Raw genomic sequence first — 13952 nt, forward strand, 5'->3', positions numbered from 1 at the left:
CGAATCGAAATACTAAAAAACAAGAAGGGATTGCTTCATCTGAAACAACCCCTTCTTATATGTTTAGAATATTTTATCCCTGCAATGCCGAAGCTCCGCCGATAATATCCAGCAACTGGTTAGTCACCGCCTGTTGGCGGGACTTGTTGTATTGGATTATCAAATCCTGAACCAGTTCATCCGCATTATCCGACGCTATCTGCATAGCCATTGTACGGGCAGCATGTTCCGACGCGTTAGCATCCAGCAACGCTGCATACAGACGCGAATACAGAACCGTAGGGATCAGACTCTCCAATATCTCTTCTTTCGAAGGTTCCAGAATATAATCGGTCTGAACAGCATTTTTGGTTGCAGTGTCATCCGACTGTGCATGGCTAAGGTCGAAGGGTAAGAAATCTACATTTATCAGTTTCTGGGAACCTGTGGATATAAAATGGTGGTATATCAAAACCACTTCGTCTATCTCCTTGTCAATATACTTCTTTATCAGATCTTTTGCCAAATCCTGTACCATCACATATGATGGTTTATCAGCCATTTCCTTATAATCTCCCTGAGATACCAGTCCCTGCTTTTTCACAGCATCAGCTATTTTTTTACCTATAGGATATATGAGGATATTATCCTTTCCCAACGCTTTATACTTATTGTATGTAGCATTAAATTCCTTCACAACATTGGCATTATAGGCTCCACACAACGAAGAATTGGAAGCAAAAGCTACTATTGCAACCCTTTTCACATCCCTTGTCTGGGTAAAAGGCGAATCGTAACTAGTATCCGAAGAAAGCAGATTAGTCAGAATGGCATCCAACTTTGCCTGATACGGTAGAAAGTTGCTGATGGCAGCCTGAGCTTTGTGAAGCTTGGATGACGCTATCATCTTCATCGCAGAAGTAATCTTCTTCGTACTTTTTACCGAAGTAATCCTGGTTTTTATTTCTTTAAGAGATGCCATAATTCAATCATTTTCTATATTGAGCGGCTGTATCTTTTGCAACCTGCTTAATAATATTCTCTATATCTGCGTTGATAACACCTTTTTTCAGTTGGTCCAATACATCTGCCTGATGCTGCATTTCCAATGTTCTCAGGAATTCAGTTTCAAAGTCATGGACTTTATCTTCAGGCACATGTCTCAACAGCCCGTTTGTACCGCAGTATAATATTGCGATCTGGCGTTCTACCGGCATTGGCGCATATTGCGGCTGAACAAGCAGTTGGGTATTCTTCTTACCTTTGTCGATGGTCATTGCCGTTACAGCATCCAAGTCTCCGCCAAATTGGGTAAATGCTTCCAGCTCGCGATACTGAGCCTGGTCTATCTTCAATGTTCCGGCCACCTTTTTCATCGCCTTCACCTGAGCCGAACCACCCACACGAGATACCGATATACCAACGTTAATAGCAGGACGCAAACCTGAGTTAAACAAGTCAACATCGAGGAAGATCTGGCCGTCGGTAATAGAAATCACATTGGTAGGGATATATGCCGACACGTCACCCGCCTGCGTCTCGATAATAGGCAACGCAGTAAGCGAACCTCCCGCTTTTACTTTACCTTTAAGGCTTTCGGGCAAGTCGTTCATTTGCTCGGCAACTTCCTGCTGGCTGATAATCTTAGCCGCACGCTCCAACAAACGTGAGTGCAAATAGAATACGTCTCCCGGATAGGCTTCACGACCCGGAGGACGGCGAAGGATCAGGGATACTTCACGGTAAGCTACCGCTTGTTTTGACAAGTCATCATAAACCACAAGGGCATGACGGCCTGTATCACGGAAGTATTCTCCGATAGCAGCTCCCGCAAATGCACCGAAATACTGCAAAGCCGCAGGTTCGGCTGCCGTAGCAGAAACAACAACGGTATATTTCATAGCGCCTTTTTCGCGAAGCGTTTCAACGATATTGGCTACTGTCGACGCTTTCTGACCGATAGCTACATAGATACAATATACAGGGTCTCCGGCTTCAAAGTTCGATTTCTGATTGATAATCGTATCTATGGCGATTGCTGTTTTTCCGGTCTGGCGGTCACCGATGATAAGTTCACGCTGGCCTCTCCCTATCGGAATCATAGCATCCACTGCTTTCAGTCCTGTTTGCAACGGCTGCGCAACAGGCTGACGATAAATAACCCCCGGGGCTTTACGCTCCAGCGGCATTTCGAGTAGTTCGCCTGTAATAGGACCTTTTCCATCCAACGGCTGACCAAGCGGGGTGATAACACGTCCGAGCATCCCATCCCCCACATTGATGGAGGCGATTCTCTTTGTACGTTTTACCGAAAAACCTTCTTTGATCTGATCGGACGGGCCAAGTAATACGGCTCCCACATTGTCTTCTTCGAGGTTCATCACAACAGCCATAATGCCATTGTCGAACTCAAGAAGCTCATTGGCTTCCGCATTCTTTAGTCCATATATGCGAACAACACCGTCCCCTACTTCAAGAACAGTACCCACCTCGTCGAATTGTACGCGGTTGCTAATGTTCTCAAGCTGCATTTTCAGCACTTCAGAGACTTCACTTGCTTTTATATTTTCAGACATATTTTTTAATTTGTAAATTTCAAAATTTGAAAATCAGCAAATAACATTTTCGAATTTGCTAATCTACTAATTTGCTAATTAGCTATTTGGCACATTAATTCATCTTACTGTTTTCGGCGACAAACTGTTGTTTAATCCGCTTCAGCTGAGTCCTCACACTGGCATCGAGCCGGTATGTATCGACATAGAGGACAAATCCTCCCTCAATATCAGGGTCTACACTTGTTTCAAAATCAAGGGTTCCGGGTTTGATCGTTTGCAGCAAACTCTTCATCTTCTCTATTACAGCAGCGTCTACAGGTGTAGCTGTCACCAGTTTTCCCGTATTGATATGTTTCGACTCACAATACAAGTCCACATAACTCAATGCTATATTCCGAAGATATACTTCCCTTTTATTTTTCACAACAAGATCGACAAACCGGACAAACACATCGCTGCCTTTTCCCCCTATGGAGGCTTTTATCAGCGCGAGCTTATCATCAGCGTTCAACGTAGGGTTATCCATTGCCATACGCAACCGGGGCTCGGCTGCAAATGCAGCTGCAAGCACCTTCATCTCCGAAAAGATAATATCTTCGGATTTATTGTCGATAGCAAATTGCAACAACGCTTTAGCATATCGCTTAGAGATCATCCCTTCATTCATAACAGTTAAGATTTAGATACCATAGCCTCATCAACCAGGCGATCAATCATTGACATCTGAGCTTTAGGGTCTTTCAGTGATTCGCGAAGAACTTTTTCGGCCACATCGACGGAAAGCTCAGCTACCTGGCGACGAATGTCGCGGATAGCCTGCTCTTTTTCCGCTTGTATCTGTTTCCTTATTTCTTCGAGTTCTTTAGCCCCTGCCACTTTTGCTTGTTCACGCGCTTCGTTTACAATACGGTCGCGGGTGTCGGCAGCATCTTTCAAGATCTTCACCTGTTCTGCTTTGGCCGAGTTAAGAAGTTCATCACTTTTTTCTTTTATCTTGGCCAACTGCTCATTCGCTTTATGGGCTGCATCCAATGAGTCCTGTATATAGTTTTTGCGTTCATCCACCATTTTGGTAATCACAGGGAAACCAAATTTAGCCAGGATAAAGAAAACGATACCGAACGAAAGGAGCATCCAAAAGAGAAGCCCAGATTCAGGTAATAGTAAATTCATATTTTATTTACTTTTAAGGTCTCAGACCTATTTGTTATTTTCTTTCTTATATTGTATTAAAGGATAAATCCGCATACAACAACAGCAAACAAGGCAACCCCCTCTACTAACGCTGCCGCAATGATCATAGATGTACGGATATCTCCGGCTGCATCCGGTTGACGGGCAATACCTTCCATAGCAGAACTACCGATTTTACCGATACCGATGCCTGCTCCGATTACAGCTAATCCTGCTCCAAGTGCAGCACCAAAACCTGTTAAGCTTGCAGCTTCTGCTGCTTGTAATAAAGTTGATAATAACATAACCTTTTAATTTTAAATTATTTAATTATTTATTTTGATTCAATTATTTCTAATCAATGTTTTTCTTCTGCTTGATGATGCGATTCGGCTTGTGCCAGACCGATAAATACAGCCGACAACATAGTAAACACATAAGCCTGAATGTATGCAACCAGAATTTCTACCAGACTGATAAATACAGTCAGCAATACGGAAACTACAGTCATCGAACCAAGGATTACATTGCCCAAATTGACCGTAACAAATATGAGACATGTCAATCCCAGCACAATGGAGTGTCCAGCTAGGATATTTGCAAAAAGACGAATCATCAATGCAAACGGCTTGGTAAAAACACCTACCAACTCAATAGCAGGCATGATCGGAATCGGAACTTTCAACCATGTAGGCACATCTGGCCAAAATACTTCTTTCCAATATTCCTTCGTTCCGAAAAGATTCACAGTGAAGAATGTAAACAGTGCCAATATCAGCGTGATGGCAATATTTCCGGTCACATTCGCCCCTCCCGGAAATATAGGTATCAATCCCATTATATTATTGAAGAAGATGAAAAAGAATACAGTGAGCAGATAAGGTGAAAACTTTCTGTAATTCTTACCCACGCAAGGTTTAATAATATCATCCTGAACGCTCATTATGAACATTTCCATAAAACCGACAAAACCCTTCGGAGCTTTCTTTTCCCCGCTTTTCGCCTGTTTCTTATACCAGCCGGCTACGCTCATCACTATGACAAGCAACAAGATAGAACTTATTATCAGACTGGTTGCATTTTTCGTTAGTGAAAAATCCCATGGGCGGACTTCTTCTCCGGCAGCATTCTTTTCTACTATCTTGCCTTTATAGTTACCTTCGGGGGCAATATAAAAACCTTCGTATGCTTCGTGCCCGTGATGGAATTTAGTTGACATAAATATGTGCCACCCGCTTGTTTCCCCTTTTACGATGATCGGTAAAGGTATAGTCAGATGGAAATCGCCAAAAGTAGCCATATGCCATTCATAGGAGTCGGCCAAGTGGTCGAGAATCAATTCTTTTACATTCAATTCGCCTTCCCCCTGCTCTACCTTAGCTTCATGTCCTTCTTCTGCGGCTACAGACTGTATGCCCGCGACTGCAAAGAGAAAGACTATGGCTATAACATATTTCAAATAGTGTTTCATATACTATTGTTGTTTTTTCTTTATCCGTTTTTCTATCTTAGTGAACAAATAGGCTTCAAAAGCCAGAAACAAAAGATAGAAAATCATAAAAATAAGAACGAAACTCTTTATATTTTCCTTGACGATAATTGCATATGCCCCAACAAAAATGAGTGCAGCAAATATCTTTATCACCTTTGTCAGCATATATGTATTCAGCATCTGCCGCGAAGTTGCCTTCCGGCTTGCCGATTCCACATAGACGAGAATCAAAGATTCCAACAACAGGAAAAAGAGCAAAATTCCTTCGTACCAGTGCGGATAATACTGCGGAAACTGATAGTACAACAAAGCACCGATCAAAGCCCCTGCAATAAGGCCGAACGCCAGTAACGAAGTAATTAATTTGGCTTTAAAAAAGTCCATTCTTTAAGCTACGCAAATTGTCACAACTCCGTTGTTTACTTCTGCTATACCGCCATTCACCTCTACTGTTTTTTCCGATCCGCCGACCGTGTAAATAATTACACCTTCTTTCAATGGTGAAATCAACGGTGCATGGTCGGGATAAACTCCGAAGCTACCCGATATACCGGGTATGACTACCGAAGCCACAGCACCCGAAAACAGTTTCTTTTCGGCTGATATAATATTAAGTTGGAGTTCTGTTTTTTTCATATTTTCAATTAGTAAATTATTCCGCCGCCTGAGCCAGTATTTTCTTGCCTTTTTCTATAGCATCTTCGATTGTTCCTACATTCAAAAACGCCTGTTCAGGCAAGTAATCCACTTCTCCGTCCAATATCCGCTGGAAACCTTTGATCGTATCCTGAATATCGACGATCACACCCGGTACCCCGGTAAATTGTTCTGCCACATTGAACGGCTGAGACAAGAAACGTTGGATACGTCTTGCGCGGTTCACAGTTTGCCTGTCCTCATCGGAAAGTTCTTCCATACCCAGAATGGCAATAATATCCTGTAGTTCCTTATTGCGCTGAAGTATTTCTTTCACCCGTTGGGCTGTATCGTAATGCTCCTGTCCTACAACGATAGGGTCAAGGCTCCGGGAAGTAGAACCCAGCGGGTCCACAGCCGGATAAATACCCATTTCGGTAATCTTACGGTCGAGAACGGTCGTAGCATCCAAGTGGGAGAATGTTGTCGCAGGCGCAGGGTCGGTCAAGTCATCGGCAGGCACATATACAGCCTGTACCGAAGTAATAGACCCATTCTTAGTAGAAGTAATACGTTCCTGCATCGCTCCCATCTCCGTAGCAAGAGTAGGCTGGTAACCCACTGCCGAAGGCATACGTCCCAAAAGGGCCGAAACTTCCGAACCGGCTTGTGTAAAACGGAATATATTATCAATAAATAAAAGGATATCTTTTGGTCCGTCTGATTTCGCATCGCGGAAGGATTCTGCGATGGTCAGTCCTGAAAGGGCTACGTCGGCACGTGCTCCCGGAGGTTCGTTCATCTGTCCGAACACAAGTGAAATCTGGGATTTTTCAAGTTCCTTAGGATCTACTTTCGACAAATCCCAATGACCCTCTTCCATACTTTTTTCAAACTCTTCTCCGTAACGTACAACTTTCGACTCTATCATTTCACGCAACAGGTCATTTCCTTCACGGGTACGTTCCCCTACCCCAGCAAATACCGAATAACCGTTGTGTTTTTTTGCAATATTGTTAATAAGCTCCATAATCAGTACGGTCTTGCCCACTCCGGCTCCACCGAACAAACCTACTTTACCTCCTTTTGCATACGGCGCCAGTAAGTCTACTACTTTGATCCCGGTGAAAAGAACTTCGCGTGTAGTCTGTAGTTCTTCAAATTTCGGAGGTTCCCTGTGGATAGGATTCCCATTGGCCTTATCCAAAGTACTCATACCATCAATGGCATCACCGACAACATTCATCAGACGGCCTTTTACCTGATCTCCGGCAGGCATTCTGATAGGTGACCCTAAAGGTATTACATCCAGTCCCCGGCTCAAACCGTCGGTACTATCCATAGCTACGGCACGTACAGTGTCTTCGCCTATGTGTTGTTTAACTTCGAGAATCAAAGAACGACCATCAGGCCTTTTAATTTCAAGGGCATCGTTAATATTCGGAAGATTGAGTGCCGGATTGGCTGTGTCGAAAAACACATCCACCACAGGTCCGATTATTTGAGATACATGCCCAACAATTTGTGACATAAGCTTTCTATTTATTATTTATTTTCTATTATTTCCGTCTTTAAAAAATATGCACTATGCAAGCCTCGAAGAATTGCCCTTGCAACTCCCTACCACTTTTTATAAAAGTTCTAAAATTAATAAAACTTTTGAAGAATCAGTAAATATTGAAGATCTTTCTGTATAATTTGTGGCACCAGACTCCTCTATAAATGTCGGGAACAAATATAGATATATTAATTTTTAATAGTAATTTTGCCAACAAAAAAAATAAGTACACTTATCACTTTTAAACTTTAGTTAACTACAATGTTTTAAATAGTTAAAAATACGCTATCTGTAATTTTGAGCTTAGAGATATTTTACATGAGTGATTAATAATATGATATAATGCTTGCAGTCTTACTATCGTGGAGTATAATATTCTATATCTTATTTTCGGCAGGGGATATACTAATCTTCCTGTATAATAAGATATGCCGGACAAAGGAACGCTACGGTTTTCTGGACACTTTCATTCTGGGCATTTGCTTTGTTTCTGCCATATTATCCCTCACGTCGATCTGGTTACCGTCCAATCATTATATATTATTTACTTTTGGTATTATCACCATTACATACTGGCTGATTCAACGCAACAGGCTCAGATCGTACATCATTACCTTTACTAATATGGTAAAGAGCCTTAAGCCTATACACAAAATACTATTCCCGATAGTCTTTATAGCTATCCTGATATATATACTTTTTCCGTCAGGCTTCTTCGACTCCATTCTTTATCATCAACAGAATATAAGGTGGAATGAAGAATACAGCGCTGTTCCCGGCTTGGGGAATCTGGAAGACAGATTCGGGTTCAATTCGAATTATTTGCTATTATCTGCTATCTTCTCCTTCCGTTTCATTTTTGGAGAAGCAGTATATACAGTGCAGTCTCTATTATATGCGCTCATACTATGCTGGATAATATTTAACATTTCAGTATCGAAAGGCAGTCTAAAATTCCTCGTATTATTAATCTTATTTCTTTACATAGTCCCTATAGACGGATACATGTTATCGGATACCAGTACGGACATTATCCCATTCCTCTGCCTATTCTATTATATAGCGAGAACTTCACTGAATCCCGGATGGATAAACGAAAAACCTTTGCTTGCCTTCATACTGCCAATTACACTTATCACATATAAATTATCGTCAGCTATATTTTGCATAGTATGTCTTATCATACTTTTGGAATTGATCAAGCAGCATAAAAACCGTATAATAACATTTCTCCTTTCGGCTTCCTTCCTGATAATATCGTTCTGGTGCATAAGGAATGTAATAATAACTGGGTATCTGGTTTATCCGGTATATCAGATCGATTTATTCAATTTTGACTGGAAGATGCCCCAAACCGCACTTGTTCTACAGAAGATCCATATATATGAGTGGGCAAAATATATCTTTGATATAGAGACGATAGGGATGGTATTTGATGTAGGGCTGAGAGGCAATATCGTTATCTTTGGAAGCCTCTGCATAAATCTCCTCATCTTTGCAACCGTGCTCGTCTCACCTGCTTTTATATTATACTGCTTATTTCATAAGAAGAGTATCAACAAGAACTTGTACTTTATATATGGGGTATCTGTTTCATGTATCATTTTCGGGTTAATATCGGCTCCCGATTTCAGGTTTATGAATGGGTATATATTCGGTTGCGCATTCCTTTTAATATGCATATCCTTGTCTGTGATAAATAAACCGAATGTATTATTTACGAATGCAGGTAAAGTTATTACACCACTTACAGTACTGGGATTATTCTTTTTTTGTATATGGATAAAGCAACAGAATTTAATTTTTGCATACGAAGCAGATAGATTGAAAAGCCTCATGCTTCTTCCTGTTAATCTTAAAGAAGATACATTTGATGAGTACAAAATGGGAAACACGACTATCTACCTTACAAAGAATCCATATGCCGCTACTTACGATAAACTGCCCTCCACAAACCCACAAGGTTTACCATTCTATCCTTATACAGGAAATAAGATGCAGAATATAGAAACAATAGAACTCAGGGGCAAAACCCTACAGGATGGATTCAGGACAAAGGAAGAGTATACAAATATACTGAACGAGAATACCGGAAAATATATAGAGCAATACCTTATCGAGCATCGAAAGAAGTATCCGGAAGGATATTTCAATAATAAATAAACCTGTTTTTAAATCGGGAAACAGATACTTTCTATTTATCATTTTTAATCGTATTTTTGTAAAGCGAATTTATTCATTATAAAATAATCGTCTTAAAATAAAGAAATGGGAAAAGTTTTAATTATCGGAGCCGGAGGTGTTGGCACAGTTGTGGTACACAAAGTTGCCCAGAATATGGATGTCTTCACTGAAATAATGCTGGCCAGCCGAACAAAATCGAAATGTGATGCTATAGCTGAAGCCATAGGTGGGAATAAAATACAGACAGCACAGGTTGATGCTGACAATGTTGAAGATTTGAAGAGGCTATTTAATTCTTTCAAACCGGAATTGGTTATCAATGTCGCATTGCCTTATCAGGACCTTACAATTATGGATGCCTGCCTTGCTTGCGGTGTCAATTATCTGGACACAGCTAATTACGAACCGAAAGAAGAAGCTAAATATGAATATAGCTGGCAATGGGCTTATCAAGAAAAATTTAAAGAAGCCGGACTTACAGCAATACTTGGTTGCGGATTCGACCCCGGAGTAACCAGTGTGTTCACAGCCTATGCCGCCAAACATCATTTCGACGAGATACATTACCTCGACATCGTAGATTGTAACGCTGGTGATCATGGAAAAGCTTTTGCAACGAACTTCAACCCGGAAATTAATATACGTGAAGTTACCCAGAAAGGTAAATACTGGGAAGATGGAAAATGGGTGGAGACAGAGCCTCATGCCATACATAAGCCATTGAATTACCCTAATATCGGCCCAAAGGAATCGTACGTGATCTATCATGAAGAATTGGAGTCACTCGTGAAAAACTTCCCTACACTGAAACGTGCCCGTTTCTGGATGACATTCGGACAAGAGTATCTCACACATTTGCGTGTCATACAGAATATAGGTATGGCGCGTATCGATCCTATTATTTACAACGGAGTGGAAATCGTACCTATCCAGTTTCTGAAAGCCGTATTGCCTGACCCGGGAGAACTCGGAGAAAATTACACAGGCGAAACATCTATCGGATGCCGTATCAAAGGTATTAAAGATGGAAAAGAACGCACATATTATGTCTATAACAATTGCTCCCACGAAGCAGCCTATAAAGAAACCGGCGCACAAGGGGTAAGCTATACTACAGGTGTACCGGCAACCATAGGAGCAATCATGTTTATGAAAGGCCTTTGGCGCAAACCGGGAGTATATAACGTAGAAGAATTTAATCCGGATCCGTTTATGGAACAGTTGAATAAACAAGGTCTGCCTTGGCACGAACTGTTCGATGTAGATCTGGAAATGTAATCAGATATAACCAGAAGCCTCTATTTCTGAGGCTTCTTTTTTTTACTGTAAAACAAATCAATTATCTCAAAAAAAGTATCTATCTTTGGACAATAATATAATAAAGATTGTCATGAGAAAATATATGCGAGATCATCATTTTATACCCGAAGACAATCTATTTATTTGTAATAACGATTTTAATATATAGATAATTTATCCTCGAAAAAGTTCTCTTTTTCGGGGATTTTTTTGATATCAACAAAGTTCTTAATAATATATTATCTCAGTAGAATTAGTTATCGCATTTAAACTTAATAAAGTAATAAATAGGTCTGTGACCTTAAAAACCGGATTAAATATATGTGCAACAAAAGCCTGGTATCCATTACTGATTATTCCAGAGAAGATATTCTGAGAATAATCAATCTGACTAAAAAGTTTGATGAAAACCCTAACCGAAGATTACTGGAAGGAAAAGTCTGTGCCACCCTTTTCTTCGAACCCTCTACGCGTACACGCCTTAGCTTTGAAACTGCGGTAAACAGACTGGGGGGACGCATTATTGGCTTTTCCGATGCTGCAACTACCAGTTCTTCGAAAGGGGAAACCCTCAAAGATACGATTGCCATGGTAAATAATTATGCCGATATCATTATTATGCGCCATCATCTGGAAGGAGCTGCACGCTACGCTTCGGAAGTATCTTCTATACCAATCATCAATGCAGGGGACGGAGCCAACCAGCATCCGACACAAACGATGCTCGACCTCTACTCTATATTTAAAACGCAGGGCACTTTGGAGAATCTCGAACTAACAGTGGTCGGAGATTTGAAATACGGACGCACCGTGCACTCTCTTATAATCGGGATGTCACACTTCAATCCTACATTCAACTTTGTAGCCCCTGAAGAGTTAAGACTACCTGAGACATACAAAAATTTCTGTGATTCGCACAATATCAAGTACGAAGAATACACAGACTTCTCTCCCGAAGTAATAAACAATGCAGACATACTCTACATGACCCGTGTACAACGCGAACGCTTCACAGACCTGATGGAGTATGAAAAAGTCAAGAATGTGTATATTCTCAAGAAAGATATGATAGCCGATACAAAAGAGAACTTGAGAATATTGCATCCTCTTCCTCGTGTCAATGAAATACAACAGGATGTGGACGACAGCCCTAAGGCCTACTATTTTGAGCAGGCAAAGAACGGAGTTTTTACCCGCGAAGCCGTTATATGTGATGCATTGAATATTAATGTAGAATAATTGCAATTAAAGACATGAAAGAACAAAGGAAAGAATTACAGGTAGCTGCTCTCTGCAATGGCACAGCTATAGACCATATACCTTCAAATGTAGTTTTCAAAGTAGTTTCACTACTCGAACTTGAAAAGCTAAGCAATCCTATTACCATAGGCAATAATCTGGAGAGCAAAAAGATGAATACCAAAGGCATCATCAAGATTTCCGACAAATTCTTTGAAGAAGAAGTCATTAACAAGATAGCCCTGATTGCGCCCAATGTTGTATTAAACATTATTAAAGACTATACAGTCGTGGAGAAGAAACGAGTTATCCTCCCTCAGAAGATAAAGGGCATAATGAAGTGTAACAACCCCAAATGTATTACCAACAATGAACCCATGCCTACAAAATTCGATGTTATCGACAGAGAGAATATTGAGTTGCAATGCCATTATTGCAGTGTAAAAATAAAGAAAGACGAGATTATCCTGAAATGAAACAAGACTGGAAACCGGGAACTCTTATATACCCCTTGCCTGCTGCCATGATTAGTTGCGGAAGTCATCCGGATGAGTATAATATCATTACCCTCAGCTGGCTGGGAACGATATGCACCAATCCGCCAATGTGCTATATATCTGTTCGCCCCGAGCGTCACTCCTATAATATCATCAAACGGGATATGGAGTTTGTGATAAACATCACCACCGAAGAACTGGCTTATGCAACAGACTGGTGCGGTGTCAGGTCAGGCAAAGACTTCAATAAATTTGAAGAGATGAAACTGACTGCAGGAAAAGCTTCTGTAGTACAGGCCCCAATCATTGAAGAATCACCTTTAAATATAGAGTGCCGGGTAAAAGAAATACTTAGTCTCGGTTCACACGATATGTTTATTGCCGACGTAGTAAACGTGAAAGCCGATGAGAAGTACATTGACAGCACAACGGGCAAATTCAGTCTCGAAGATGCAAATCCCATAGCTTATTCACACGGCCAGTATTACGAACTGGGCAATAAAATCGGAGGATTCGGCTGGACTGTCAGAAAGAAGAAAGACGAGGAATTATAAATATCCTATCACTATATAAATACCTCCAGCCCGTCATAGGATAAGAATACATTCTCAGGCAGAGTTCGCTGCACCACATCATGTAAACCTATGCCATGCGACATGTGGATAAGGTAAGCCCTCTTAGGTGCTATCTTCTCAATTTCCTCCAATGCTTGCGACAGGCTCAGATGTGATATATGTTCTCCCATGCGTAATGCATTTATGACCAATATATCCACGCCCTCCAATTTGGAATACTCTTCTTCCGGAATAAATTTTACATCGGTGAGATATGCAAATTTACCGATACGATAACCCAGAATAGGGAGTTTATAATGCATAACACCGATAGGCTGCACCTCCACATTCTTAATTATAAAAGATCTATCCTTATCTACTTCATGTAACAATAATGCAGAAACCCCCGGATACTTATGTTCCAGAAAAAAATAAGGAGTACGCTTCCTTAGAGCATCTAATGTAATATCATTGGCGTAAATATCAACATCTGCAAATTTGCAAAACGGCCGCAAATCATCTAATCCTCCAACATGGTCGTAGTGCTCATGCGTAAGCAATACGCCATCGATAGCAGCAAATTCCTCATGTATAATCTGCTCTCTGAAATCAGGGCCACAATCAATCAACAATCTTGTGTCATCTATACTCACCAAGACAGACGCTCGTAAGCGTCTGTCTTTTATATTATCGGAGGTACATACCTCGCATCGACATCCTATTTCAGGTACTCCTGTAGACGTCCCTGTCCCCAAGAATTTAATCCTCATTCTTTCAATTTAT

General features: G+C 40.9%; 15 protein-coding genes. 5 read left to right on the plus strand and 10 right to left on the minus strand.

The features are described 5' to 3' along the window. Positions 1-73: 73 nt before the first annotated feature. The 9 genes from IR083_RS12995 to atpD all read right to left on the minus strand — a co-directional run bounded on the left by IR083_RS12995 (position 74) and on the right by atpD (position 7369). Positions 74-961, minus strand: coding sequence for a F0F1 ATP synthase subunit gamma (locus tag IR083_RS12995; protein ID WP_194224640.1), 888 nt, complete (start codon positions 959-961; stop codon positions 74-76). A gap of 7 nt (positions 962-968) precedes the next feature. Further along, entirely contained in the window at positions 969-2555 is a 1587-nt protein-coding gene (gene atpA / locus IR083_RS13000; RefSeq protein WP_194224641.1) for a F0F1 ATP synthase subunit alpha, read from the minus strand. Positions 2556-2649: 94 nt separating this feature from the next. After that, on the minus strand, positions 2650-3204 hold the full coding sequence (locus IR083_RS13005) for a F0F1 ATP synthase subunit delta (protein WP_006799679.1): 555 nt from the start codon (positions 3202-3204) through the stop codon (positions 2650-2652). 5 nt (positions 3205-3209) lie between these two features. Further along, a complete protein-coding gene (atpF, locus tag IR083_RS13010) occupies positions 3210-3710 on the minus strand; it encodes a F0F1 ATP synthase subunit B (protein WP_006799680.1) in 501 nt (166 codons plus the stop codon). A gap of 56 nt (positions 3711-3766) precedes the next feature. After that, on the minus strand, positions 3767-4015 hold the full coding sequence (gene atpE / locus IR083_RS13015; protein ID WP_006799681.1) for an ATP synthase F0 subunit C: 249 nt from the start codon (positions 4013-4015) through the stop codon (positions 3767-3769). Between the two features lie 53 nt (positions 4016-4068). Beyond that, complete coding sequence (gene atpB, locus IR083_RS13020; RefSeq protein WP_194224642.1) at positions 4069-5181, minus strand: F0F1 ATP synthase subunit A; 1113 nt, start codon at positions 5179-5181, stop codon at positions 4069-4071. 3 nt (positions 5182-5184) lie between these two features. Further along, positions 5185-5586, minus strand: a complete 402-nt coding sequence (locus IR083_RS13025) for a hypothetical protein (protein WP_194224643.1) — start codon at positions 5584-5586, stop codon at positions 5185-5187. Between the two features lie 3 nt (positions 5587-5589). Next, complete coding sequence (atpC, locus tag IR083_RS13030) at positions 5590-5838, minus strand: ATP synthase F1 subunit epsilon (RefSeq protein ID WP_006799684.1); 249 nt, start codon at positions 5836-5838, stop codon at positions 5590-5592. 16 nt (positions 5839-5854) lie between these two features. Then, complete coding sequence (atpD, locus tag IR083_RS13035) at positions 5855-7369, minus strand: F0F1 ATP synthase subunit beta (protein WP_006799685.1); 1515 nt, start codon at positions 7367-7369, stop codon at positions 5855-5857. 369 nt (positions 7370-7738) lie between these two features. Here atpD and IR083_RS13040 point away from each other — a divergent pair, with 369 nt between their 5' ends. The 5 genes from IR083_RS13040 (at position 7739) to IR083_RS13060 (ending at position 13169) form a co-directional block, all read left to right on the plus strand. Beyond that, positions 7739-9559, plus strand: a complete 1821-nt coding sequence (locus IR083_RS13040; RefSeq protein ID WP_194224644.1) for an LIC_10190 family membrane protein — start codon at positions 7739-7741, stop codon at positions 9557-9559. A 105-nt stretch (positions 9560-9664) separates the two neighbouring features. Then, positions 9665-10858 (plus strand): saccharopine dehydrogenase family protein, encoded by a 1194-nt coding sequence (locus IR083_RS13045; protein WP_194224645.1) that lies wholly within the window; start codon positions 9665-9667, stop codon positions 10856-10858. A gap of 342 nt (positions 10859-11200) precedes the next feature. Beyond that, positions 11201-12118: an aspartate carbamoyltransferase gene (pyrB, locus tag IR083_RS13050; RefSeq protein ID WP_194224646.1), complete on the plus strand. Its 918-nt coding sequence runs from the start codon at positions 11201-11203 to the stop codon at positions 12116-12118. A 14-nt stretch (positions 12119-12132) separates the two neighbouring features. Further along, entirely contained in the window at positions 12133-12594 is a 462-nt protein-coding gene (gene pyrI, locus IR083_RS13055; protein ID WP_006799690.1) for an aspartate carbamoyltransferase regulatory subunit, read from the plus strand. Beyond that, complete coding sequence (locus tag IR083_RS13060; protein WP_006799691.1) at positions 12591-13169, plus strand: flavin reductase family protein; 579 nt, start codon at positions 12591-12593, stop codon at positions 13167-13169. The genes pyrI and IR083_RS13060 overlap by 4 nt, the downstream gene beginning before the upstream one ends. 11 nt (positions 13170-13180) lie before the next feature. Here IR083_RS13060 and IR083_RS13065 read toward each other — a convergent pair whose 3' ends face one another. After that, positions 13181-13939, minus strand: a complete 759-nt coding sequence (locus tag IR083_RS13065) for an MBL fold metallo-hydrolase (protein ID WP_194224647.1) — start codon at positions 13937-13939, stop codon at positions 13181-13183. Between the last annotated feature and the right edge of the window lie 13 nt (positions 13940-13952).

The sequence above is a fragment of the Dysgonomonas sp. GY75 genome (assembly GCF_015234155.1).
In the GTDB taxonomy this organism is placed as follows: Bacteria; Bacteroidota; Bacteroidia; order Bacteroidales; family Dysgonomonadaceae; genus Dysgonomonas; species Dysgonomonas gadei.